The sequence below is a fragment of the Nonomuraea sp. NPDC059007 genome (genome assembly GCF_042740555.1).
In the GTDB taxonomy this organism is placed as follows: Bacteria; Actinomycetota; Actinomycetes; order Streptosporangiales; family Streptosporangiaceae; genus Nonomuraea.
The window spans coordinates 41,593-65,187 of sequence record NZ_JBHYJD010000026.1; the positions used below are offsets into that span (position 1 = coordinate 41,593).

A 23,595-nucleotide genomic window follows, 5' to 3' on the forward strand; every position below is an offset into this window, starting at 1 on the left:
GTCAGGCGGGCTCGCCGAACCGGTCCAGCAGCTCGCCGAGCAGCGCCCGCTCGCCGGGGGTGAAGCCGCCCTCCATCTCACCCAGGAGAGCCCGTAGCGCGACGGCGTGCCGGACCGGGTCGCGCTCGGGCCCGCCGGGCTCGTTCACGGTGAGCGCGGCCAGGACGGACTCGCGCAACGCGGCCGACAGCGTCAGGTCCCGCTCTCCGGGCGGCAGCGAGATCAGGGTGAGGGTGACGCCCATGGAGCTCGCGTGCACCATTTGCGCGGCGCGCTCCACCGGCACACGCAGCAGGCCCGCCGCGGCGGCGCGGCGCAGGATGCCCCGCAGGATCTCCTGCGCCTGCCGGGCGGCCTCGTCGGCGCCGTGCTGCTGGTACATGAGCCGGTAGTGCGCCGGGTGCCGCAACCCGAACTCCACGTGCAGGTCCCAGCCGGCCCGCAGGTCGTCGATCGGGTCGGCGGAGGGCGCCCGGTCCTTCTTCTCGGCCAGGTAGCGGGCGAAGCCGTCGGCGGCGACCGTGTCCAGCAGGCCCTGCATGTCGCCGAACAGCCGGTAGATGGCGGGCGGCTGGACTCCGGCGGCCGCGCTGACCGAGCGGGTCGTCACCGCCTCCTGACCCTCTGCTGCGAGCAGGTCCGCCGCCGCGGCGATGATCCGCTCCCGCATGTCATCACGCCTCACCATGAATCAACGGTAACAAACTCTTGCTATCGCTGGCATGAGGACGGGCGCTATCGCTGATAACAAAAACATGATAGCGTCGGTTGTATCAGCGATAACAGCACGCTAGTATTGCCGATATCACCCGCTCGGTCGGGTAACTGACCCATCTGAACAGAAGGACATGGATTCATGAGCCCCACCACCATGCGCGCGGTCCAGGTCACCCGGCCCGGCGCCCCGTTCACCCTCACCGAGGCCTCGGTGCCCGCGCCAGGTCCCGGCCAGGTTCGCGTCCGGGTGCAGGCCTGCGGCGTCTGCGGCGGCGACGCCGTCGCCCGCTTCGGCCTGCTCGGCGTGCGGCTGCCGCGCATCCCCGGCCACGAGATCGCGGGCGTCGTCGACGCCGCCGGCGAAGGCGTGACCACCTGGCAGCCCGGCACCCGCGTCGGAGTCGGCTGGCACGGCGGGCACTGCTTCGTCTGCGACTTCTGCCGCCAGGGCGACTTCGTCAACTGCGAGCAGAGCATGATCGTCGGCGTCAGCTACGACGGCGGGTACGCCGAGTACATGATCGCCCCGCAGGCCGCGCTGGCCCGCGTCCCCGGCGCGCTGACCCCGCAGGAGGCCGCGCCGCTCATGTGCGCCGGCGTCACCACCTACAACGCGCTGCGCAACAGCGGCGTCCGCCCCGGTGACACCGTCGCCGTGCACGGTGTCGGCGGCCTGGGTCACCTGGCCCTGCAGTACGCCGACAAGATGGGCCTGCGCGTCATCGCCGTCAACCGCGGCCGCGACAAGGAGAGCCTGGCCCGTCAGCTGGGCGCGGACGAGTACGTCGACAGCGACGAGGGCAGCGCGGGGCAGGCGCTGGCCGACCTCGGCGGCGCGCGGATCATCCTCGGCACGGTCGGCGTGGCCGCCGCCCAGGGCGACATCGTCCAGGGCCTGCGCCCGAACGGCCGGCTGGTCGTGATCGCCGCCGACCACGACCACCAGCCCATCCCGGTCAGCGGCGACCTGCTGGTCTTCGGCCGCCGCGGGGTCGACGGCTGGTACAGCGGGCACGCCAAGGACAGCGAGGACGCGATGAACTTCGCCGCGCTCACCGGTGTCAGGCCGCTCGTCGAGACCTTCCCGCTGGAGTCGGCCGAGGAGGCGTTCCAGACCATGAACAAGGCCCGCTTCCGCAACGTCCTGACCGTCTGACGACCGTGTTCAACTGAGGCGGTACGGGACGGCATGCTCCGTCCATCGTGATCAAGCGGCAGACTTGTGTGCGGCGAGGATGCCCCGTTCACCTGGAAGCCTGGAGCGCACGGCCATGAAGTACACCGTCTCGATCGAGATCGCCCTGCCGCGGGACAAGGTGGTCCAGTTGCTCGCCGACCCGGCACACCTGCCGATGTGGCTGCGGGGCCTGGTGCTGCACGAGCCGCTGAGCGGGGTGCACGGGCAGGTCGGTACCAAATCGCGGGTCGTGATGCAGACGGGGCGGCAGAGGTTCGAGGGCATCGAGACCATCACGCGCCGGGAACCGGCGGACCTGCGCGAGATCCCGGTGGGGAGCGTCGTCTCCTTCGACCGCGAGATCGCCGGCGAGGGCATGTGGAGCGTCGCGCGCGAGCGGCTGACCGAAGCCGGTCCGGAGACGACGCTCTGGGTGAGCGAGAGCGAGTACCGGTTCAGCGGCGTGCTGATGCGGCTGGTGGGGCTCCTGATGCCCGGCGCCTTCCGCAAGCAGTCGCTACAGCACATGCAGGACTTCAAGGCGTTCGCCGAGCTGGGAAAGGACGTCCGCGAAGCGAAGGACTGATCTGCTTGCGGGCGCCGGTCAGCGCGTTCCCTGGGGACGGTCAGGTGCCGAGCACCAGCGGTACGAGGAAATAGATCTCGACCGCCTCGTATACCGCGCCGATGACGAAGAGCGCGAGCGCCGTGGGCCAGAGCCGGCCGAGTCGGCTCAGGCCGCGCACATAGGCCTGTCGTCGCGTGGTGGCGCCCACTGTCGCCGGCCGGAGCCACGACCTGCCCAGCAGGTAGGCGCCGAACATCACCAGGACGTAGGCCTGGAACTCGATGAGGATGGTCGGCGAGTGCGGGATGAGGATCAGCGCCGATGTCCGGTTGACGGGCGCCAGGATGATCCCGATGTCGATCGTCTTGATCACGAAGACCATGAGGCCCGCGAAGGGGATCACGAGCGACGGCAGGACGATGAGCAGTAGCGCTGTCGCGAACACGTTGACCAGGAAGATGGTCACGCCGAAGGTCCAGGGGCTACCGATCACGGTGTCGACGAGCGCCCCCTGGCCGCCGTCGACGAACGAGGACGTCCGCGCGGCGTGGAGATCGGGGAAGATCATGGCCAGGCCCATGCCCAGGAGGAGCGCCCCGTAGACAAGGGCGTTGATCAGCAGGTACGCGCGCACGTCGGCACGGATGATCGGGAATGGCTGGAGAAGGAGGTTCATGGGTGTCGTGTCCGTTTCTCGGATGATGTGCCGGACCCGGCCTGTCAGTTGCCCCCGGCGTCGAGCAGCCAGTGGTAGCGCAGCCGCAGCGCCCTTTCCACGCTGGCCAGCGCGGCGCCGAGGGCGAGCGTGACGTTGAGCCAGAGCGGCAGGTGGATGGGGGAGGTGAAGGTACCGAGGTTCTCGGCGATGGGCGGCGCCTGCGAGATCGGCCCGATGATCTGCGGGAGGTTCAGCCCTAGGCCGATCACGAGCAGCACGACCGAGGCGGCGGCGACCACGCGGCTCGCCGTCGGATGATCACGTTCGAGACGGGCCCGCCTGCCCTCTCCCGATTTCGGGTCGGGAACAAGCTGGTGCTCCTCGCCGGTGGTGGTGACGTAGTGGCAGCGCTTGATCCCGAAGCTGCTCGTCGCGACCTCGATGACGCCGTCCTCCAGCGGGAACGCGGCGGGGATCCTGGACTGGGCGTGATGGCGGCCGTCGAGATACAGGTGTGCCGTGCTCTCGCCGCCCGACCGGTTGTCCCAGCGCCGCACGTCGACGGCATACGTCCCAGTTCGCCGGCCATCGGCTGAGGGCCGGAGGTGGAACAGTGCGCGCCCTGACGGCAACTGCCACCAGCGGAAGCGCTGAAGAGGACGCCCGTCGCCCCGCTTGACCCGCCGGATCGCCCGGCTGCGCCGCCATGCCTTCACCATGTTCTCCTTGGGTCGCCTCAACTCGACTAACACACTGTGTTAGTCGCTCTGACGGCCAAGCTATCACAGCGTGCTAGTACAGTGTGATAGTGCTGTGAACGAGTGAGGCGGAGGCTCATGCGATGACGGATCAGAACGAGCAGTTGAGCAGCCGGGACAAGGTTCTCCTGGCGGCGATGCAGCTGATCGGAGAAAATCCCGGGGCGAAGCTCAGCGTGCGAGCGGTCGCCGCGCGCGCGGGGGTGAGCACCGGATCCCTCCGCTTCCACTTCCCGACGCAGCGCGCGCTCCAGGACGAGGTGCTCACTCGTCTGTACGACGTCGTCGTCTCCGAAGACCGGATCCACGATCGGGACGCGCCGGCCCGGGACCGGCTCGTCGACTGCCTGCGCCAGGTCCTCGCCCCCGCCGGAGTCGGCGCCGGCGCCCGGGAAGCCCACCGCACGATCCACGAGCACTTCATCGCCTCGGAACCGACCGAGCAGGTGCGGGAAGCCTATTTCGCCCTCGAACGGGAGGGGCGACGTCGCGTGGAGTACTGGCTGACGGTGCTCACGCAGGAAGGCGCACTCGTCCCCGGCGACACCTCTCGGCGCGCGAAATTCCTCCTTACCGTCCTGAACGGCCTCGCACTGGAGCGAGCCCTGCCCTCCGACGGCTCGATCCTGCGGTCCGAGACCGACACCCTCTACATGGCCGTCGACGCGGTCCTGAACCCCGCGACGTCCTGACCCGTCGACGGCCCGGCGTCGTCTTCGTCGGGTGAGCGGCCGCGGAAGTCAGATCTGCGTGGCCAGGTACTGCTTGAGGCCCTCCGGGTCGGGAGCGAGCCCCGACAGGCCGGGGGTGTCGGTCGGGCCTGGCGCACTCGATGACTTCTCAAGATCGGCGGTCACTCCCTGCTCGTCATTCGCATCACCGTCCTGATGAGCGTCTCTTTCGGCATCGAGATTCCGATCAAGCTCCTTCGCCGAGCGGACGGTCGAACGAATGGCAGCCGGGATCGAAGCCAGGTAGGCGATGAGCCGCCGGGTTCCGCGGCGCATCGCCCCTGAAGGATCACCGGTGCGGCGCGAATGGTGACCAGTTCGGCCGGCAGGCGTGGCGGTCCAGGAGCCGTAGGCCCGCTCTCACCAGCGCCCAGCCGAGTTGCTCTTCGAAAACGCTGACTACCGACGCGGAGGCGAACGCGCGGGCCCTGCGCTGCCGGGCAGCCGCCTCGCGCAGCTCACGGCCTCGCACGCCTTCCACGAACAGGTAGAGGTCTGGATACATCATGGTCTCCTGGGGGCCGTTTCGGTCAGAACGGGAAGCCGCACGTGGTACGGCGAGGTGCTGGGCGATTGCCGCGGCGGAGCCACATCGGCGACACGTTGCCGTGCCGGCAGTAAGAGAGCGCGCGGCGACGGGCGGCATCCCGATTCAGCGGCTCGGTCACGATGTGTCGGCGGGAACGGCCGCGTCCTCACCCGGCGGGGGAGTGTATGGAGCGAGGGGCACCCCGGCGGACAGAAGGATGACCTGCACGGCCCGCGGGTCGACCGCGTCCCGGGTGGTCAGTTCCTCCACTTTCCGATCGAGCACCTGCCACAGCTCGGCGAGAGACTCGGGGGTCAGCCGCAGCATCCGGTCGGTGATGCCCGATGGTTCCAGCCACTCTTGGCCGAGCCGCCCGGCGGCGACGTCGGCCTCGTGCCGGACGAGAGACGTCTCCAGGTGCTCGATCTGGCGCCTGCGCGCGAAGCTGACGAAGGCGCGGCTTTCCGGCGTGGCGTCCATCGCCTTGTTGTTCCAGGACGTCACCAGGTGCACCGCCCGCCACCGGCGCTCCCGCCTGTCGCGGTGCTCGGCCTCGGCGACGAACGCGTACTTCGCCAGGACCCGCAGGTGATAGCTGGTGGAAGCGGATGGCTCTCCGGTCCTGACCGCGAGCTCGCTCGCGGTGGCGGGTCCGTCCTGCCGCAGCAGCCCGAGCAGGCGAATGCGCAGGGGGTGGGTGAGCGCCTTCAGCGCTGCGGCATCATGCTCAGGATCCAGTACGCGCTTGTCCACTTCGCTGCCCATAACGGAAGCGTAGATCTCCCGGCCACTTTCCCAAAGTACTTTTGCAAAAATTCTTCGGGAAAGTGCCGTGATGAAGCTCCGCCCGCCCATCGTGCCCGGCCTCGCCGGTGTCCCCACGCTCATGGGCTGATTCGGTAGTTGCCCGGCTGAAGCGAGCCGGCGATCACCTCTGGACGGTCAGCGTGCCCAGCAGGGTCAGGGCCTCGGCGGAGCGGGAGCCCGGCTCGGCGGGGTGCGCGATCAATCGCTGGCCGGGACTGCTGACGATCGGGAACACCTCGGTGCTCAGGCGCAACTCGCCGACGTGGGGCTGGAAGAACCGGCGGCCGTGCACCATCGCTCCACGCGGCTCGGGCTCGGCCCACAACCTGCGGAAATCCGGGCTGGCGATCGACAGCTCGCCGACCAGCTCCCGTACCTGCCGGGCTTCCGGCGCCTGGTCGGCCGCCTTACGGAGTTCCTGGACGGCGGCCCGAGCGGCGATGGTCCAGTCGCGGAAGAACTCTCCGCCCGCCGGATCAAGGAAGATCATTCGCAGCAGGTTGTCGCCGAGGACGAAATGGCTGTGCAGGGCCGCTGCCAGCGGATTTCGCACCAGAATGTCGAGAGACCAGCCCAGAACGTAGGCGGGAGCCACGGTCCAGTCGTTCAGCAGGGCGAGGACGTCCGGGTTCACCCGTTCCACGCGGTCCGGCCGCCGCCGCTGAGACACGGGGCGGGCGAGGCGGTACAACGTGACCGCGTCATCGCCGCTCAGCCGGAGCACCCGGCTCAGGCTCCGCAAGGTCTGATGTGTCGGGCGGGGCCCTCGTCCCTGCTCCAGCCGGGCGTAGTGGCCGGGGCTCAGGCCGGCGAGCCTGGCGACCTCTTCACGGCGCAACCCCGGTACCCGGCGCCGGCCGTCCACGGCCAGTCCGATCTGCTGGGGCTGCGCCTGCGCGCGGCGGGCGCGCAGGAACTCTCCCAGCCGGTGGTTCCGCTCACTGTCCATGGGTTGAGAGTAAAGGCGAAGCCGTCCTCGTCTCCCTGCGCAGACTGGGTGAGTTACACCCAGGTTGACCCGGCGCCCGTTATGTAGCGTGGCGTGCAATGGACGTCGGAATGGGATCCAGGTGGTCGGATGAGCAGCGGCACGCCCTTGGGCGACTTCCTGCGTGCGCGCCGGGAAGCGCGCAAACCCGAGGATGTGGGCCTGCCCGAGTACGGGCGCCGGAGGGTCAAGGGCCTGCGTCGCGAAGAGGTGGCGATGCTGGCGGGGATGAGCGCCGACTACTACGTACGGCTGGAGCAGGGACGCGAGTCCAGCCCGTCTCCGCAGGTGGTCGAGGCCGTGGCCCGAGCGCTCCTGCTTGACCCGGCGGCCACCGCGCACCTGTGGCGGCTGCTGCAGCCGCCGGCGGCCCGCGCCTGGAGCCGGGGCCAAAGCACCTCCATCAGCCCCCAGCTGGCCCAGCTCATGGACATCTGGACCACCGCCCCGGCGTTCGTGCTGGGCCCGGCGCTGGACATCCTGGCGTGCAACACCATGGCCGCCGCGTTGCACGAAGGCTTCGCCGTAGCTGACAACCTGGCCCGCATGGTCTTCCTGGACCCGGCCGGACGCGACTTCTACCAGGATTGGGAGCGGGCGGCGCACGCGTGCGCGGCTGAGCTGCGCGCGGCCTACGGCCACGATCCAGAGTCGGTACGGCTCGGCGAGGTCGTGCACGAGTTGTCGGCCGCGAGCCGGGAGTTCGCCGGCCTGTGGAGCCGGCACGACGTGAAGCCCAAAACCGAGGAGGGCAAACACCTGCGCCACCCGCGCGTCGGCGACCTGCACATCCAGTTCTCGGCCTTCACCGTCAACGGCGCCCCCCACCAGCAACTCGTCGTCTACCAGGCCGAGCCCGCCTCCACGACCGCCGCCGCGTTCGAGCGCCTCCGGGCGCGGACGGACCATGCTGTCGCCCTGGAGGCCAGAAGCTAACGATCGGCACAACGACGAGGCCGAAGCCACCGCTCCGGCCTTTTCGACGTCCGCGCACGGTTCCTGGGTGCGCCGCTCCCAGGAAGTTCACGGCCTTCTTCCACCTCGCCGACCTCGGCAAGCTCCTTACCGAGGTCACCATCCTGCGCTCTCGAAGGACCTGAACATGACCACGAACCTGGACGAACTACGGCGCCGCGACGGCGACCCCGCACGCCGCATCCTGCTCACCGGTGCCGCCATCGTCACCATGGACCCCGGCCTCGGCGTCCTGCCCCGCGCCGACCTGCTCATCGAAGACGACCGGATCGCCGCCGTCGGCCCTGATCTCCCGGCCGAGGACGCTCTGGTCGTCGACGTGGCCGGTGCCGTCCTGGCGCCCGGCTTCGTCGACACCCACCGGCACGCCTGGGAGGCGCAGCTACGCCGGATCATGCCCGACGTCAACGACCTCGGTGAGTACGTGACCTCCACCCTGGCCGGGATCGCCCCGGCGTACCAGCCGAAGGACATGTACATCGGCACCAAGCTGGCCGCGCTGACCGCCATCGACAGCGGCATCACCACCATGCTGGACTTCTCCCACAACTCCCGCACCGCCGCCCATTCCGACGCGGCCATCCGGGCGCTGATCGACACCGGCATCCGCGGCGTACACGCGTCGATGCGCCCGCATTTCGGCGACTGGGACGGCATGTTCACCCAGATGCGCGCCCTGCACGCCATCCAGCGCATGCGGGCCGTCAACGCCGCCCACGGCACCGGCGAGCGGCCCACCCGCATCGGCGTGCACGACGTGCTCGACCTCGCCACCCTGCAGGGAGCCAGGAGCATCGGCCTCGGCGACGTCACCGGCTCCCTCACCCCGGGCAAGCAGGCCGACGTGCTCGTCGTCCGCGCGGACGACCTCAACAACATGCCGCTCAACGACCCGATCGGCACCCTCGTGCTCGGCTCCGACCCGCGCAACATCGACGTCGTCTTCATCGCCGGCCAGGTCCGCAAGTGGGGCGGGGCCGTACTCGACATCGACCTGACCGAACTGCGCAAGGACGTGCGCGCCTCACGCGACCGCGTCCTCACCCTTCACTGACCGACGGCCCTTCACCTCAAGGATCTCCACCCATGTTCAAGATGTCCCTACACCTCCTCGGACTGGTCGTCACGCTGCTCGCCTGCGCCGCCTCCGGCCAGAGCGCCCCTCACCCCTACGTCGGCATGTGGGTCACCGCCGACGGCCGCATTCGCCAGGAGCTTCTTCCCAACGGCCGCTACGAAGAGGAACGAGACGGTCGCAAGCGCGCCTACACCGGCCGCTACACCGTGACCGGCACCCACATCGACTACCACGACGACCTGGGCTTCACCGCCACCGGTGACGTACGCGACAACGTGCTCTACCACGAACACCTGGTGCTGTACCGGGAGAGCTGACCCACGTTCCGGCCGCCCGACGGAAGGCATAGGGTGCGATGCTGGGCAGGCGGTGGGGTGCAGGTGTGTCGGAGGGCGGTCGTGACGGTGGAGGGGCTTGGGCTGGCCTGTCGCCGCATCTGTTCGGTCGGTCTGGGTGGGGTACGGCCCGCCGCCTTCGCCGGGCCTGCCGAGGTGGTCGGCTGGTTCGGGGCGTTGCAGGCGCAGGATTACCACCCGGCGAAGTGGGCGGTCGCTCAGCGGCTCGGTCCCGGTGTCACCGACGCGGACCTCGATCGCGCGTTCGATGACGGGGCGATCCTGCGGACGCACGTGTTGCGGCCGACGTGGCACTTCGTGGCCCGCGCCGACCTGCGCTGGCTGCTGGAGCTGACGGCGCCGCGGGTGCACGCGCTCAACGGCTATGCCTACCGGCGAGGCGAGCTCGACGGCCCGTTGCTGCGCCGTACCGCGGACCTGATCGCCGATGCCGTCGCCGGCGGGAACCATCTGACCCGCACGGAGATCGCGGCGTTGCTCGCCCGCCACGGCATCGTCGCGCGGGGATTCCGGCTCGGCTACATCCTCATCCACGCCGAGCTGGAGCGGGTGATCTGCAGCGGTCCGCTGCGGGGCGCGCTGCATACGTACGCGCTGTTCGAGGAGCGGGCTCCGCGGGCGGCGAGCCTGGAGCGTGAGGCGGCGCTGGCCGAGTTGGTGCGCCGGTTCTTCGCCAGCCACGGTCCGGCGACGGCGAAGGACCTGGCGTGGTGGTCGAGCCTCACGCGCGCCGACATCGCGACCGGGCTGTCGCTGGTCGGCGAGGCGCTGGAAAGCACCGACGCCGACGGCGTCACCTACTGGTCCGCGCCGGGCCACGACCCCGTGCCTGCCGCGTCCCCGGAGGTGCGGCTGCTGCAGGCCTACGACGAGTACATCGTCGGCTACCGGCAGAGCAAGTACCTGCTCGACCTCGGCGGCCTGACGCCGGCGGCACCGGACAGGCCGGCCTTGCCGAACGGCGTCGTCGTGGTCGACACGCAGGTGGCCGGCCGGTGGAAGCGCACGGTTCGGGGCGGCGCCGTCATGGTCGAGGCGGTGCTGTACCGGCCGTTCGACGCCGCTGAGCGCGCCGCGCTGCAGGCCGCGGCCGACGAGCTGGGCGCGTTCCTGGGCGCACGCGCCGTCGTCTCGGCGAGACTGCTGTGAGCCCGGTCCCGCAGCGATCGGCCGGCACCCTGCCGTACCACCACAACACAGGGTGGCGCCTGCCGCATGGAGCGGGCCTTCGAGACGTTGCTGTGGCGTCGGTAGGCTGCCACACACGGGTGATGTTCGGTTATTTGGTGAGAAGTGGGGGTATCGCCGCATCGGGGTCCTGCGTGGACCGCGTCCGGGCGGGAAGCCGGGGCGCGGGGATGAGTCACCGGCCGGGCAGGCGGGTCCGGCCGAGCGGGAGCTGAACCGGACGGCGATCCGGTACGCGGTGTGGCTGCGCTCGGCGGTGAGCGCCGCCTGCGCGGTGTTCGGGGTGCTGGAGGTACCGGCCGAACGACGGCCGCTGGCGCTCGCGGTGGCGGCGGTCGTGCTCGCCTGGTCCGTCTTCCGCCTGGTCGCCCTTGGGCGCCGTACCCCGGGATGGGCCGGGGGTGTCATCGCGATGGATGCGGTGGTACTCGTCGCGATCGGGGCCGCGCAGGCGCTGGCCGGTCCGGGGTACGCCGGTGGGTGGACGCTGGCGCTGATCTCGATCACCGCCGTGACCTCGTCGTATGAGTGGCCGAGCAGGCCGCGGGTCGGCATCGCGCTGGCCATGCTGGGGCTCGGGTCCTACGTCGCGGGATTCGCCGCGCAGTCCGGCGTGTGGGCGCCGGCCGTGTTGCCGGGCGTGCGGGTGCTGGTCGAGATCATCCTGTCACGGTTGTCCTATCTGCTGGTCAGGTCTCAGGCGCGGGTGGCGGACCGGTTGAGCGCGCGGATCGCCGCCCGCCGCAGGCAGGCCGCCGTCGCGGCGGCCAGGCGGGCGGCCGAGCGTGAGTACCTGGTGACGCTGCACGACACCGCGAGCACGACGCTGTTGATGGTCGCCGAGGGGTACGGCGAAGCGGAGGTGGCCGAGCGGGCACGCCACGACCTGGAGGCGATCGCCGGCGTACCCGAGGCGGGCGCCGGCCCAGTCGACCTGGCGGCCCTTCTCACCACCGCGGCACGTCACGACGACGTTCTGGTCCGGGGCAGGCCCGACGCCATGCCGCCGCTGCCCGCCCGGCCCGCGCTCGCGATCTTTCACGGCGTCCGCGAGGCGCTGACCAACGTGGCGCGGCACGCGGGCGTCGCGGAGGCGTCGTTGCGCGCCGGACTAGACGAGCACGGCACGGTGATCGTCGAGGTGCGTGACCGTGGCCGCGGCTTCGTACCCGATGACGTGGGGCCGCACCGGCGCGGCATCTCCGGTTCGATCGTGGGCCGGATGGCCGACGCCGGTGGCCGGGCGACGGTGATCTCGCGGGTCGGCGAGGGCACCACGCTCCGCTGGATGTGGCCGGTGGAGGGCGATGGCTGAGGAGAGCATCGACCGGCTCGCCACGCAGATCGAAGATCGGCTGCTGCGCGGCGTGCGGATCTCCGTGCTGGCGGTCGCGGTGACCGTGCAGTTCAGCCTGTCCCTGCCTGAGCTCTTGCGGAACGGCTCCCGCTACAGCCTGCTCTGGCCGCAGGTCACGGCATTCGTCCTGTTCGTTGTCGTGGCCGCCGGCGCCGCCGTCTTCCTGGCCCGCGGCGGGCGTATCCCGCACGGGGCCCGCGCGGCCGGGGTGGGCCTGGCGCTGCTCGCCGCCGCCGCGGCGGCCGGATCCGCTCCGCCGGGCAGCCACCTGGAGCCGGCCGACTGGTACTTCGGGCTGACCGGCTGGCACGGCGTGCTGCTGCTGTTCGACCTTCGCCTGCGCTTCCTGGCCGCGTTCCTCGCCACGGTCCTTGGCCTGACCGTGGTCAAGATGGCGGCGCCCGGGATGCCCGACCTCAGGACCTGGGCGGCGATGGCCGTGGCCGCGGTGTCGGTGTACGGGTTCCAGCTGGCGCTCGGGCTGCTGGGCCACGCCGTACAGCGGATCTCCGTGCGGGCGCGGAAAGCCGCGGCGCAGGAGGAGCTGATCCGGACGGAGGAGGAGGCGGCCGAGCACCGGCACCGCGATCACCGGCAGCGGTACGCGGCGCTGCTGCCCACGCTGGTCCCGCTGCTGGCCGGGCTCGGATACGGCTCGCTCGATCCCGGCGATCCGGACGTCCGGCGTCGGAGCGTGCACGAAGCGGCCAAGATGCGCCGGCTGTTCGCCGAGAGCGACGACGTGCCCGATCCGCTGGCGCACGAACTGCGGGCGGTGATCGCGGTCGCCGAGCGCCGCGGGGTCGCGGTGCGGTTCGCCGTCCGGGGCGCGCCCCGGACACCGCCGAAGGAGGTCAGGCGCGAGCTGATCGAGCCGGTGTCGGCCATGCTGGCCGCGGTCACCGCCGACGCGCGGGTCACCCTGGTCCGCGCGTCTGACCGGGTCCGGGTCAGCGCCGTCGGCGACGCGAAGGATTACGCGCGGCCGGCTCACCGGCCGGGGCGAGTACAGGTTCATCATGTGGAATCGGAGGGTCGAGCGTGGGTGGAGACGAGCTGGCGATCACGGTGACTCTGGTCGAGGACCATCCGGTGGTGGTGGCCGGGGCACAGGCATGGTTCGCCGCGGCGACGCCGCCGATCGACGTGGTCGCCGCCGGAGCCGGTGCGGAGGTCGCCTGGACGCCGCCGGGCGACTCCGCCGCGGTCGTCGTGTTCGATCTCCAGCTTTCCGGGCCGCAGCCGGCCTACGACGAGCTGAGGCGCCTTGCCGACGACGGCAGGCAGGTCATCGTATACACCATGCGCGAGGACGAGAACACCGCGCTGACCTGCTTGGACCTCGGCGCTTTCACGTTTCTGACCAAGGCCGAGGGCAAGGAGCATCTGGTCGCGGCCACGGTCGCCGCCGCCCACGGGCGGCCGTACACGCCGCCGGCGCTGGCCGGGGCGTTCGGCGTGAACACCCGCCCCGACCGGCCGCAGCTCTCCCTGCGCGAGGAAGAGGTGCTGATCGAGTGGTTTCAGTGCGAGTCCAAGGAACTCGTCGCCGAGCGGCTGGGCATCACGCCGCGCACGGTCAGCTCCTACCTGGACCGCGTGCGGATCAAGTACGCGAGTGTGGGCAGGGAGGCCAGGACCAAGGCGACCCTCGTCGCGCGCGCCTTGCAGGACGGCCTGATCGGCATCGACGATCTGTAACCGGACGGACGCGTAACGCATTGCGGGTCGAACGACCGTCAACCCCGTAGATCATCCGTCCCTAGGGTGGTTGGCCACGTCACTACACGAAAGATACGGAGACGGTGTTGTCGATGGCTTCACTCAAGCGAGCGGTGCTGGGCGGTTTGGGGACGGGTGTTCTGCTGACGGCGGTCATGGGGGCGGCGCTTGCGCCTTCCGCCTGGGCCGATCCTGCGGACAACAAGCTGACAGCGGGGGAGAAACTCAAGCCGAATCAGGCCGTGAAGTCGGCGAACGGCGCGTACAAGCTGATCCAGCAGGTCCAGGGCAACCTCGTCCTCTACGGTCCGGGCAACGACGCTCTTTGGTCGAGCCCCACCGCGGGGGCCGCGGCGTACGCGACGATGCAGCGCGAGGGCAACCTGGTGATCTACAGCGTCACGAACAAGCCGCTGTGGAGCACCAACACGGCCGGCAACCCCGGCGCGTACCTGGCGGTGCACAATGACGGCAACCTCGTCCTCTACTCCGCCGCCAACGAGGTGCTGTGGTCGAGGCACGGCTACCTCGGCTCGCTGCCCTCGGGCCACACGCTCAAGGCCGGCCAGGGCGTCCAGTCACGCAACGGCGAATACCGGCTGATCATGCAGAAAGAGGGCAATCTCGTCCTGTACAACCGGGCGAACAAGCCGCTCTGGACCACGCCCACGGCCGACCGGCCTGGCTCTCGCGCCGTCATGCAGAACGAGGGAAACCTGGTGATCTACAGCGCCACCAACCAGGCGGTGTGGACCACCAAGACCGCGGGCAACCCCGGCGCGTACCTGGCGGTCCAGAACGAGGGCAACGTCGTGATCTACACCAAGAGCAACAAGCCGCTCTGGTCCACCAAGTAGGCCACGCCGATCAGGACGGGGAGCCGCGGCGGGCCCCGGGCGGCCCGCCGAACGCCTTCGTCCTGGTCAACCGCTGACCGGCGCTGCGTCAGCGGGCCCGTACTGTGGCGAAGGGCAGCAGGTCGAGCAGTTCGCCCTCGGCGGGCCGCCGGCCGTAGGGGGCGAGCTGGAAGGTCTCCGGCCCGATGTGCTCGGCCCAGTACTCGCTCACGAACGTACGGCAGGCCGCCACGTCAGCGGGGCCGGGCACCTTGGCCAGCAGCCCGCGCTGGAAAGGCGCGTACTCCAGGAACTGGGAGGCGTGCGCCAGGCAGGCGTCGAGCTTGGCCTCCCGCACCGGGGCGACGTCAACGACGACGTCGTCCCGGTGGACGGGGCCGGAGACGTAGTCGGTCATCAGCAGGCAGACCGGCTGCCGGTCCAGGGCGGGCTTGCCGCACTCGACGTTGCGGGTGGTGGAGAACTCCACCGCCTGCCCGGCGAGCACGCCCGCGGCTCGGTTGTCGGGGTGGCCGCCACCGTCGGCGTGCAGGGCGATCACCAGGTCGGGACGCCAGCCGCGGATCTCGCGCAGGACGCGCACGCGCAGCTCGACGGTGGGTTCGAGGAAACCGTCATGCACGTCGTCGAAGATCTCGTACGTGGTCACGCCGAGCGCGTCGGCCGCGCGCCAGGCCTCCTCGGCGCGGCGGCGGGCCAGGGGGGCGCGTTCCATCTCGTGGTGGCCGGCGTCGCCGTTGGTGAGCGTCAGAAACTTCACCGCGTGCCCGGCCCCGGCCAGCAGGGCGGCGGTGCCGCCGGCGTAGATCTCGGGTTCGTCGGGATGGGCGGCGATGACCAGCGTGCGCAACATGTCTCAGCTTTCGTTAGGAGATTTGCTCTCCGGTACGGCCTGCCGTACCGGCTTGGAAGACCCGCTCGCGGGCCAGATCGAGGGCGTAGCGGACGGCGCCTTCGAGCACGCTGCCGCCGCCCGCGCGGCCGACGGCCACGGTGACCGGGGCCAGGCCGGTGGGAGCGAGCAGCGCGGCGACGCGGGCGCGCAGCGGCTCGGCGCCGGCCACGCAGAGAGGGCCGGAAAGGACGACGCAGCCGGGGTCGAGCACGCCGACGGCGGCGGTGACGGCGACCGCGACGCGGGCGGCGACGTCGTCGAGGAAGGCGGGCGAGGTGCCGGCGCTCAGGAGGGCGGACACCTCTGCCAGCCCGCTGCCCGCGGAGGCGGGCAGGCCGTGGGCGGCGGCGAGGGCGGCGAGGGGGGCGGCGCCGAGGAGGGCGCCGAGCGGACCGCCCTCCGGGCCGTAGAGGCGGCCGCGGCGGGCCGGGTCGGGCACGGTCACGGAGCCGACCTCGCCACCGCGCCCGGTGACGCCGCGCCAGAGCGCGCCGTCGAGCACGGCGCCCGCGCCGACCCCGCCGCCGATCCACAGCAGGACGAAGCTCTGCCCCTCGCGGTCGGCCAGTTCGCGGATGGCGACCAGGTTGACGTCGTTCTCCAGCCGGAACCGTTCGGGCCCGAGCGCGTCGCACAGGTCGGCGAGGTCGTCGAGGTGGGACCAGCCGGACAACTGGACGGCCTGGCGCAGCCGCTGCCCGCCGGCCTCGACGATGCCGGGCACGCCGAGCACGATCTGGTCGAGGTCGTCGAGCCCGAGCCCGGCCTCGGCGGCGGCCGCGGCGACCGCGGCGGTCAGGAACTCCACGGCGTCGGCCCCGGGGCCGGGCGCCTCGGCGCGGTGGCGGCCCAGGGTCGTACCGGTCAGGTCGGCGACGGAGACCTCCACCGAGCTCGCGGTCAGGTCGGCCCCGGCGACGAGCGCGGCGCCGCCCTCCAGCTCCCACATCTGCGCGGCCGGCCCGGCGTTGCCCGGCTTGGTGCCGGCCTTGCGCGCCAGCCCGCCGTTCTCCAGACGGCGCAGCACCTCCGCGGCCGACGCCTTGGACAGGCCGGTGTGCTGTTCCAGCTCGGCGCGGGTGAGCCCGCCGTGGCGGAGCAGGAGTTCGAGTGCGGCGCGTTCGTTGAGGGTGCGGAAGACCGTGGGGTTCCCGGTGGACATGCTTACTTCACGGCTCCTGAGGTCAGCCCGGACTGGATGTGTCGCTGGAAGACGATATAGGCGACGACGACCGGCAGGACCGTCATGCTCAGCGCCGCGAACAGGGCGGGCCAGTCGGCCTCGTATCCGGCGATGGTGGAGATGTCGGCGATGCCCTGGGTGATGACCCACTTGTGCTTGTCGCCGGGCAGGAGCACGAGCGGCAGGAGGTACTGGTTCCACTGGCCGAGCACGTTGAAGATGGTCAGGCTGACCAGGCCGGGCTTGGCCATGGGCAGCATGATCTGGAAGAAGGTGCGGGTGTGCGAGGCGCCGTCCATCATCGCCGCCTCCGCGACCGCGTCCGGCAGGCCGCGGAAGAAGGAGGTCAGGAAGAAGACGGTGAACGGCAGCGAGTACGCGATGTACACCAGCACCAGCCCGACGTGCGAGTCGAGCAGCCCGAGCCCGTCGACCACGAAGAACAGCGGGACGAGGGCCAGGAAGACCGGGAACGCCATCCCGGAGACGAACAGGAAGTAGATCGCCCGGTTGCCGGGGAAACGGTAGCGGGCCAGCACGTACGCGGCCATCGAGCTGAGCAGCATGGTGCCGAGCACGCCGAAGAAGACCACGACCACGGTGTTGAGCAGGTACGTGCCGACGTTCGCCTTCTCCCAGGCCCGCAGCCAGTTGTCCCAGCGCAGCTCACCGGGCAGTTGCAGGGCGTCGCCGAAGATCTCGGAGTTGCTCTTGAAGGAGGCGAGCAGCGTCCAGATCAGCGGGCCGATGATGAGCAGCGCCCACACGGCGAGCACGGCCTGGGACAGGCCGCCGAAGAGCCTGCGGCGCATCAGTACACGATCCTCTCGCGCCTGGTGACCCGCATCGTCACCGCGGCGAAGGTGAGGGTGAGGAAGAACAGCGCCACGCCCATCGCCGAGGCGTAGCCGAAGCGCGAGTAGCCGAAGGCGTTCTTGTAGATCTCGGTGGCCAGCACCGTGGTGGCGCCGTCGGGGCCGCCCTGCTCGATGGAGAGCACGTTGACCAGGGCGAAGGCATCGAAGGCGGCGATGCCGAGGTAGATCCAGCCGACCTGGACGGTGTCCCAGATGAGCGGCAGCGTGATGCGGAAGAACAGGGTCAGCCGGCCGGCGCCGTCCAGCGAGGCCGCCTCGAAGACGTCCTTGGGGATGGCCGCCATGCCCGCGGAGAAGAGCACCACGTAGAAGCCGACCGCCTGCCAGACCATGACGGCGATGATCGACCAGAGGGCGAGCCGCTGGTCGGTCAGCCAGCCGGCGGGCTCCAGCCCGACCTTCATCAGCGCGCCGTTGAGCACGCCGCCGGCGTCGGGGCGGTAGACGGCCTTGAACAGTACGCCGACCACCGCGACCGCCAGCACCTGGGGAAGGAAGAAGACGACCCGGTAGAAGCCCGAGCCCTTGACTCCGCCCTGCGCGTGGAGCAGGTAGGAGAAGGCCAGGGCCAGGGCGACGGTGGCGAGCGGCATGGCGACGAGCAGGACCATGTGGTTGCGGATCGCCTGCCAGAAGGCGTCGTTGCCGAACAGCCGCCCGAAGTTGTCCAGCCCGACGTAGTCGAGCCCGGCCGACACGCCCCGCCAGTCGGTCAGCGCGATCTGGAACGCCTGCGCGTACGGGCTGATCACGAAGACGAGGTAGAGCGCGACGGGCAGAAGCAGGAACCCCGCGACGAAGCCGTGCCGCCGCATCGGTCAGACGCTCCGGGTCTGCTTGGTGATCGCGGAGTCGTTCTTGAGCTCGTCCGCCTTCTTCTGCATGTTGGCGCAGAACTGCTCGGCGCTGCTGCGCCCGGCCATGACCGAGTTGGTCTGGGTCTGGGCGTGGTCGAACAGCTCCTTGTACCAGGTCTCGAAGCGGGCGTCGGTGATGGTGTTCCGGCCCGCCGCCTCCTGGGCCTTGGCCGCGCTGTCGACCGCCGAGGTGAGCCGGAGACCGTCGACGACGCCGTTGACCACGGTGAGGTTCTTGGTGAGCTCGGTGTAGCCGCGCGCGCCCTCCCTGGAGAGCATCAGCCGCAGGTACTCCAGGCCGCCCTGGGGGTTCTTGCCCTTGGCGCCGACGAAGAAGGCCTCGGACACCCCGACGAAGATCGCCTCGTACGGCATGGCGTCGGCGGCCCCGATGCTGGGGACGGGGGCGATGGCGTACTCGAAGCTGTCCGGCTTGTCCTTGGCCATCTCGTTCTCCAGCCAGGAGCCGCACGGGTAGAACAGGACCTTGTCCTGCAGGTGTTTGATCTGGGTCTGCGTGTGGTCGAGGCCGAAGTAGGCCTTGTCGCCGAAGTCCTTCTGGATCTGCGCCCAGGCCGCTACGGCCTGCCGTACCGGCTCGGCGGTCCAGGCGCCGTCGGCGAGGTTGTCGATGTCGATGATGACCTTGTTGCCACCGATCTTGGCGGCGCTGTAGACGAGGTTCCAGAGCTGGTAGAAGGGGCCGACCTGACCGGGGTAGGCGAACAGGGCGATCCCCGCCTTCCTGGCCTCCTCGCCGAGGGCGTTGAACTCCGCCCAGGTCCTCGGCACCGCCCAGCCCTTGGCCTCGAAGAGCTTGGCGTTGTACCAGAGGGCGCGGTGGGCGACGGTGTACTGCAGCACCCGGGGCACGCCGTCGATCAGGGAGTTCTCGTAGACGCCGCCGACGAGGGTGTCCTTGACCTTCTTGCCGGGGAAGGCGAGTGAGGGGGCTTCGAACAGCGGGGTGAGGTCGGCCAGGTGGCCTTCCTGGACGAGGGCCTGCAGGTCGAGGGCCTCGGGCCCGGAGTTGTTGATCACATCGGGGACGTCGCCGGCGATGAAGCGCGGGCGCAGCTGCGTACCGACCTTCTGGGTGGCGACGTGCTTGATCTTCGCCTTCGGGTAGGCCTTGCTGTAGGCGGCCTCGTGCAGGTCGACGGCGTACTTGTCGCCGTTGCCGCCGCTGAAGATGACCACTTCGAGCGGGCTCGCGGCCTGCACGCCGAGCGGGTTGGCCGCCGACGTCGCGGCGGCGGTGGCGGTGGGAGCAGGAGCGGCGGTACGGCTCGCGGTCGCGCAGGCGGCGAGGGGGGCGGCCAACGCGGCCAGGCCGAGCCCGCGCAGGACGTCGCGGCGGTTGGGGGACATGGCTCCTCCTGAGCGCTAACCGTCTGGATACCTTCCAGACGGTTAGCGGCTGACTATAGGAGGGCACCCTGACCAGGGTCAAGAGGGCCGTGGCCACTGCCCGACGCTCGGCGCGGTAAGGTTCGTGATCATTCGCCAGGATCGGGGAGAAAGGGTGGGCCGCCCGTGCTCTCCGTGTCGGCTCCCCGGCCGCGGCGACACCCTCCGGTGTTCTGGTGGTGGCTGGCGGCCTCGTACGCGTTATGGGAGATCGTCTGGGAGGTGCTGACGCCGCCGCGGCGGGTCCTGTGTGCCGGGGCGCCGATCTCGCACCCGGTGGGCCCCGTCCGCCGCACGGCCGCCGCCCTGGCCGAGATGGCCGCGGATGTGCTGTTTCTGGCGGGGCCGTTCCTCCTGGTGGTGATCGCCCTGTACGTGACCGGGCGGGACAACGCCCGCGTCCACCTGATGGCCGCGGTTCTCGGGTTCGGGCTCGTGGCGCTGCCCGAGGCGCTGGCCGTCGCCGGGGAGGTGCTCAGGCCGCCCGCGGAACCGTCGCCGGGCTGCCTGCCGGAGCCGGCGCCGTTCCGTGTCCTGCCGGTGGTCCTGAGCTGGGTCGTCTCTCCGCTGACGATGGTCATGCTCGCGGGCGCCGCCGGGTTGCGCGTACGCCCGGACCGGGGCTCGGTGCTGCGGCTGTGCGCGGCGCTCGGGGTGATCGCGATCGCCGTGCCGGCCGTGAGGATCCTGCCGGAACGGCTGGCTGCGCCACCGGTCGCCGACGACGGCACCTCCCGGTACGCGTTGATCGCCGCCGGCTACCTGGAGACGGTGAACCTGGACACGGGCCGCGTCGCCCATGAGTACCTGCCCTACCTGGGCAGGCGCACCACCCAGATCAACGCGGTGGCCGCCGGTCGCGACCCGGGGGACTACGTGGTGAGCGTGACCCTACGGCAGGGCCGGGACTCGTGGTCGCCGCGCGGCTTCGTCTCGCGCATCCACCGCCTGACGGTGGACGCCGACGGCCAGGCGAAGCTCGGCCAAGCGCTGTCCGGCAAGCTGAACGGGAGCGTCGACCGGATCGTGCTCTCGCCCGAGGGCCGCGTCGCCTACAGCCGCCGGACCGAAGGCCGTGATCGCAAGCAGGCCACCTACGTCGGCGTCCTCGGACCAGGTGTCGAGTGGCGGGTGGCCGCGCACGGCTTCTACTGGAAGGACGCCCACACGCTGGTGCTCCCCGACGACATCCACTTCACCGGGGTCACCCACCCGCCGAAGCCGGAGTCGGTGAAGGCCTGGGAAGGCGCCATCGACGTGCGTACCCCCGCGTCGGGCCCGTCACCCGCGGCGCTCCTCGTCCGTGCGCCCCGCGAGAACGGCAGCCACACCCTGCCCCACCCTCTGCCGGACGGCCGGACCCTGCGGGTACGCAAGGGCAGCTACGAACAGCCGTCCGAGTTGCACCTCTACGAGGGGGACCGGAAGGTGACCACGGTGCTGACTCTGACCTGCGGCGAGATCGTGTCGATGGCACTCGACCGATCCGGCCGCCATCTCCTGGTCGGCAAGGACAACGAGAACGAACCCACGGCCGGCAACCGGCCGTGCGGGGGCAAGAACCACGAACTGCTCCGCGTCGGCCTCACCCCGACGGCCGCCGGCGCCTTCCCGCACAGGGTCGTCTGGCGCGGCGACACCTATGCCGGCGGATTCGCCTGGTGATCGATCGTACGGCTTCCTGATTTCTGCACCGAACCTCCCCGATGCCCCCAGAACTCCGGCGTCGCGGGGGCAATCGGACAGAGCATGACGTTCTCTGCCGCCCAGTTGATCCGCTTCGCGTACGCCGAGGCCAGGTCGTGCCGATTCGCGGTGGCCATGTTCGCCGGCCTGGCCGCCTCGTCGGTGCTGCCGCTGCCGATCCCGCGCTATGACGCACTGCTGGTCTACGCCGTGGCCGTGACGGTGATCTTCCGCACCCTGCGATGGGAGAGCACCCAGGAGACGGGAGGCCGAGAACATCGCGACCTACCTGGACGCCTGGCGTTACCCCATCAGCGGGGACGTGGCAGCCGGTCCATCCGGCCAAGTTCGGAGCCTGGGCGCTCGACTCTGAGGCAGGCCCCTGACTAGGTGCCGTCGACGGAGAGCAACCCCCGGCGGAAGGCGACCGCCACAGCGGCGGCCCGGTCATTGACCCCGAGCTTGGCGTAGATGTGCAACACATGGCTCTTGACCGTCGCCTCGCTGATGAACAGCTGCGCGGCGGCCTCACGGTTGGTCGCGCCGTCGGCGATGAGGCGGAGGATCTCCAGCTCCCGGGCGCTCAGCGGATCGGCGGGAGCCCGCACCTGACCCAGCAGCCGGGTGGCGACGGACGGTGACAACACGGCCTCACCGCGGGCGGCCGAGCGCACCGCCCGGATGAGGTCGTCACGCCCGGCGTCCTTGAGCAGATACCCGGTGGCCCCGGCCTCGATGGCGGGCAGGACGTCCTTGTCCGTGTCGTACGTGGTCAGCACCAGCACCCGGGCACGCACCCCGATCCTGGCCAGCTCCCTGATGGCCGTGACGCCGTCCATCACGGGCATCCGCAGGTCCATCAGCACCACGTCCGGGTCGAGGGCGCGGGCGAGCCGCACGGCCTGCGCCCCGTCGCCGGCCTCGCCGAGCACCTCGAAGCCGGGGTCGCCGGTGAACATGCCGCGGATCCCGTCCCGCACGATGACGTGGTCGTCGGCGATGAGCAGCGTGATCGGGGTGTCAGACACCTGTGTCCCTCCGGGCGATGGCGGGCACGCTGGCGGACACTGCCGTGCCGCCGCCGTACTCCGACTCGATCTCCAACGTGCCCGCCAGGCGGGTGACCCGCCTGCGCATCGCGGTCAGTCCGAAGCCGCCGCCGCCGGCGGCGCGTCCCGGGTCGAAGCCCGAGCCGTCGTCGCGCACGTCGAGGGTGACGGTGTCGTCCATGTACGACAGGGTGAGCCCGACCCTGGCGGCCCCGGCATGCTTGGCGATGTTGGCCAGCGCCTCCTGGGCGGTGCGCAGCAGGGTCTCCTCCACCTCGGGATGCAGCGGGCGAGCCGTACCGGTGGCGGTGAAGTCGGCCCGCACCTCGTGCAGGGCGGCCCAGCGGGCGGTGAGCTCGTCGAGCGCCTGCGGCAGCGGCGTGGACTCCAGCTGCGCGGGCCCGACGGCGTGGATGGTGCGGCGAGCCTCCGCCAGGCTCTCGCGAGCCAGGGTCATGGCGTTGCCGACGTGCCGTTCCCAGTCGGTGTCGCTCTCGCGGGCGTGCACGGCGGCCTGAAGCTGGGTGACCACACCGGTCAGTCCCTGGGCGATGGTGTCGTGGATCTCGCCGGCCATGCGCTGCCGCTCGTCGAACACGCCCGCCTCCCTGGCCTGGACCAGTAGCTGGGCGTGCAGGCCCGCGTTCTCCCGCATCGTCTCCTCAAGCTGCGCCACCATGCGCTTGCGTTCGGCGCTGCGCTCGGTGGTGACCTCGCCGACGAAGCTGAACAGCCCGACCGCCGCGACGATCGCGGCGGTGAAGAACAGGAAGGAGATGACGTCTCCGGCGCTCCGGGGGAGCCCGCCCCGGTAGGCGGTCACGCTGATCGCGGCGGTCGCGGTCACCCCGGCGAACCGCCACAGCCCCCGCAGATGGCTCCAGGAGTGCAGGTAGCCGGTGAAGGCGAAGAAGCTCGCGAACCACGTGCTGCGGGTGCAGAGCACCCCGATCAGGATGATCAGCCCGATCACGTAGACAGCCCCGAGGCGGGACATCACCGCGATCCAGACGGCGGCCAGCGCCACCAGGCCCAGCGTCAGCATCCGCCCCTGCGACTCGTTCTGCCAGGCCAGGACGGCGGAGACCACCAGCAAGAGGTACGGCGCGGCCTCAAGCTGGCGGGCGACCAGCCGCTCCCACCGCTCCAGGCGCCCATCCGCCGTCGTCAT

At 70.7% G+C, this 23,595-nt stretch carries 27 protein-coding genes; 13 read left to right on the top strand and 14 right to left on the bottom strand.

Going from position 1 to position 23,595, the window contains the following annotated elements:
* Position 1: 1 nt before the first annotated feature.
* Positions 2 to 688 (bottom strand): TetR/AcrR family transcriptional regulator, encoded by a 687-nt coding sequence (locus ACFWY5_RS34880; protein ID WP_379636987.1) that lies wholly within the window; start codon positions 686 to 688, stop codon positions 2 to 4.
* Positions 689 to 856: 168 nt separating this feature from the next.
* On the opposite strand from ACFWY5_RS34880, the gene ACFWY5_RS34885 reads away from it, so the two are divergent.
* A complete protein-coding gene (locus ACFWY5_RS34885; protein WP_379636989.1) occupies positions 857 to 1,873 on the top strand; it encodes an alcohol dehydrogenase in 1,017 nt (338 codons plus the stop codon).
* 115 nt (positions 1,874 to 1,988) lie between these two features.
* The gene (locus tag ACFWY5_RS34890) at positions 1,989 to 2,480 is read left to right on the top strand and encodes an SRPBCC family protein (RefSeq protein WP_379636991.1); all 492 of its coding nucleotides are present in this window, start codon (positions 1,989 to 1,991) and stop codon (positions 2,478 to 2,480) included.
* A gap of 40 nt (positions 2,481 to 2,520) precedes the next feature.
* Here the strand turns inward: ACFWY5_RS34890 and ACFWY5_RS34895 are convergent, their stop codons facing one another.
* Entirely contained in the window at positions 2,521 to 3,138 is a 618-nt protein-coding gene (locus tag ACFWY5_RS34895; RefSeq protein ID WP_379636993.1) for a stage II sporulation protein M, read from the bottom strand.
* 44 nt (positions 3,139 to 3,182) lie between these two features.
* Complete coding sequence (locus ACFWY5_RS34900) at positions 3,183 to 3,839, bottom strand: hypothetical protein (protein WP_379636997.1); 657 nt, start codon at positions 3,837 to 3,839, stop codon at positions 3,183 to 3,185.
* Between the two features lie 122 nt (positions 3,840 to 3,961).
* Here ACFWY5_RS34900 and ACFWY5_RS34905 point away from each other — a divergent pair, with 122 nt between their 5' ends.
* A complete protein-coding gene (locus ACFWY5_RS34905) occupies positions 3,962 to 4,570 on the top strand; it encodes a TetR/AcrR family transcriptional regulator (RefSeq protein WP_379615852.1) in 609 nt (202 codons plus the stop codon).
* A 48-nt stretch (positions 4,571 to 4,618) separates the two neighbouring features.
* Here the strand turns inward: ACFWY5_RS34905 and ACFWY5_RS34910 are convergent, their stop codons facing one another.
* The 4 genes from ACFWY5_RS34910 to ACFWY5_RS34925 form a co-directional block, all read right to left on the bottom strand.
* Positions 4,619 to 4,885 (bottom strand): hypothetical protein, encoded by a 267-nt coding sequence (locus ACFWY5_RS34910; protein ID WP_379636999.1) that lies wholly within the window; start codon positions 4,883 to 4,885, stop codon positions 4,619 to 4,621.
* Positions 4,886 to 4,898: 13 nt separating this feature from the next.
* Complete coding sequence (locus ACFWY5_RS34915) at positions 4,899 to 5,117, bottom strand: hypothetical protein (RefSeq protein WP_379615856.1); 219 nt, start codon at positions 5,115 to 5,117, stop codon at positions 4,899 to 4,901.
* A gap of 156 nt (positions 5,118 to 5,273) precedes the next feature.
* A complete protein-coding gene (locus ACFWY5_RS34920; RefSeq protein WP_379637001.1) occupies positions 5,274 to 5,903 on the bottom strand; it encodes a helix-turn-helix domain-containing protein in 630 nt (209 codons plus the stop codon).
* Between the two features lie 163 nt (positions 5,904 to 6,066).
* A complete protein-coding gene (locus ACFWY5_RS34925) occupies positions 6,067 to 6,894 on the bottom strand; it encodes a helix-turn-helix domain-containing protein (RefSeq protein WP_379637003.1) in 828 nt (275 codons plus the stop codon).
* Between the two features lie 129 nt (positions 6,895 to 7,023).
* Between ACFWY5_RS34925 and ACFWY5_RS34930 the strand changes: the two genes are divergently transcribed.
* The 8 genes from ACFWY5_RS34930 to ACFWY5_RS34965 all read left to right on the top strand — a co-directional run bounded on the left by ACFWY5_RS34930 (position 7,024) and on the right by ACFWY5_RS34965 (position 14,466).
* Positions 7,024 to 7,869: a helix-turn-helix transcriptional regulator gene (locus ACFWY5_RS34930; protein WP_379637005.1), complete on the top strand. Its 846-nt coding sequence runs from the start codon at positions 7,024 to 7,026 to the stop codon at positions 7,867 to 7,869.
* A gap of 166 nt (positions 7,870 to 8,035) precedes the next feature.
* Positions 8,036 to 8,962: an amidohydrolase family protein gene (locus tag ACFWY5_RS34935; protein ID WP_379637007.1), complete on the top strand. Its 927-nt coding sequence runs from the start codon at positions 8,036 to 8,038 to the stop codon at positions 8,960 to 8,962.
* A 32-nt stretch (positions 8,963 to 8,994) separates the two neighbouring features.
* Positions 8,995 to 9,303, top strand: coding sequence for an Atu4866 domain-containing protein (locus ACFWY5_RS34940; protein ID WP_379637009.1), 309 nt, complete (start codon positions 8,995 to 8,997; stop codon positions 9,301 to 9,303).
* Between the two features lie 81 nt (positions 9,304 to 9,384).
* Positions 9,385 to 10,491 carry a winged helix DNA-binding domain-containing protein gene (locus ACFWY5_RS34945; RefSeq protein WP_379637011.1) on the top strand — a complete coding sequence of 369 codons (1,107 nt, stop codon included), beginning with the start codon at positions 9,385 to 9,387 and terminating at the stop codon, positions 10,489 to 10,491.
* Positions 10,492 to 10,768: 277 nt separating this feature from the next.
* A complete protein-coding gene (locus ACFWY5_RS34950; RefSeq protein ID WP_379637013.1) occupies positions 10,769 to 11,845 on the top strand; it encodes a sensor histidine kinase in 1,077 nt (358 codons plus the stop codon).
* Positions 11,838 to 12,959: a hypothetical protein gene (locus tag ACFWY5_RS34955; protein WP_379637015.1), complete on the top strand. Its 1,122-nt coding sequence runs from the start codon at positions 11,838 to 11,840 to the stop codon at positions 12,957 to 12,959. Before ACFWY5_RS34950 ends, ACFWY5_RS34955 begins: the two co-directional genes overlap by 8 nt.
* Positions 12,929 to 13,588, top strand: coding sequence for a DNA-binding response regulator (locus ACFWY5_RS34960; protein ID WP_379615874.1), 660 nt, complete (start codon positions 12,929 to 12,931; stop codon positions 13,586 to 13,588). The genes ACFWY5_RS34955 and ACFWY5_RS34960 overlap by 31 nt, the downstream gene beginning before the upstream one ends.
* 113 nt (positions 13,589 to 13,701) lie before the next feature.
* A complete protein-coding gene (locus tag ACFWY5_RS34965; RefSeq protein WP_379637017.1) occupies positions 13,702 to 14,466 on the top strand; it encodes a hypothetical protein in 765 nt (254 codons plus the stop codon).
* An 88-nt stretch (positions 14,467 to 14,554) separates the two neighbouring features.
* On the opposite strand, the gene ACFWY5_RS34970 is transcribed toward ACFWY5_RS34965, so the two are convergent.
* The 5 genes from ACFWY5_RS34970 to ngcE are packed head-to-tail and all read right to left on the bottom strand — an operon-like array spanning position 14,555 to position 19,650.
* On the bottom strand, positions 14,555 to 15,319 hold the full coding sequence (locus ACFWY5_RS34970; protein ID WP_379637019.1) for a PIG-L deacetylase family protein: 765 nt from the start codon (positions 15,317 to 15,319) through the stop codon (positions 14,555 to 14,557).
* Between the two features lie 13 nt (positions 15,320 to 15,332).
* The gene (locus ACFWY5_RS34975) at positions 15,333 to 16,523 is read right to left on the bottom strand and encodes an ROK family protein (RefSeq protein WP_379637021.1); all 1,191 of its coding nucleotides are present in this window, start codon (positions 16,521 to 16,523) and stop codon (positions 15,333 to 15,335) included.
* A gap of 2 nt (positions 16,524 to 16,525) precedes the next feature.
* A complete protein-coding gene (locus ACFWY5_RS34980) occupies positions 16,526 to 17,356 on the bottom strand; it encodes a carbohydrate ABC transporter permease (RefSeq protein WP_379615882.1) in 831 nt (276 codons plus the stop codon).
* Positions 17,356 to 18,237, bottom strand: a complete 882-nt coding sequence (locus tag ACFWY5_RS34985) for a carbohydrate ABC transporter permease (RefSeq protein ID WP_379615885.1) — start codon at positions 18,235 to 18,237, stop codon at positions 17,356 to 17,358. Before ACFWY5_RS34985 ends, ACFWY5_RS34980 begins: the two co-directional genes overlap by 1 nt.
* A 3-nt stretch (positions 18,238 to 18,240) precedes the next feature.
* Positions 18,241 to 19,650, bottom strand: a complete 1,410-nt coding sequence (gene ngcE, locus ACFWY5_RS34990) for an N-acetylglucosamine/diacetylchitobiose ABC transporter substrate-binding protein (RefSeq protein WP_379637023.1) — start codon at positions 19,648 to 19,650, stop codon at positions 18,241 to 18,243.
* Between the two features lie 165 nt (positions 19,651 to 19,815).
* Here ngcE and ACFWY5_RS34995 point away from each other — a divergent pair, with 165 nt between their 5' ends.
* Both ACFWY5_RS34995 and ACFWY5_RS35000 read left to right on the top strand, forming a co-directional pair.
* Complete coding sequence (locus tag ACFWY5_RS34995) at positions 19,816 to 21,354, top strand: hypothetical protein (protein ID WP_379637025.1); 1,539 nt, start codon at positions 19,816 to 19,818, stop codon at positions 21,352 to 21,354.
* An 84-nt stretch (positions 21,355 to 21,438) separates the two neighbouring features.
* Positions 21,439 to 21,765 carry a DUF817 family protein gene (locus ACFWY5_RS35000; protein ID WP_379637027.1) on the top strand — a complete coding sequence of 109 codons (327 nt, stop codon included), beginning with the start codon at positions 21,439 to 21,441 and terminating at the stop codon, positions 21,763 to 21,765.
* Here the strand turns inward: ACFWY5_RS35000 and ACFWY5_RS35005 are convergent.
* Positions 21,762 to 22,403 carry a response regulator gene (locus ACFWY5_RS35005; RefSeq protein WP_379637029.1) on the bottom strand — a complete coding sequence of 214 codons (642 nt, stop codon included), beginning with the start codon at positions 22,401 to 22,403 and terminating at the stop codon, positions 21,762 to 21,764. The two genes, ACFWY5_RS35000 and ACFWY5_RS35005, sit on opposite strands and share 4 nt — an antisense overlap.
* Entirely contained in the window at positions 22,396 to 23,595 is a 1,200-nt protein-coding gene (locus ACFWY5_RS35010) for a sensor histidine kinase (protein WP_379637031.1), read from the bottom strand. Before ACFWY5_RS35010 ends, ACFWY5_RS35005 begins: the two co-directional genes overlap by 8 nt.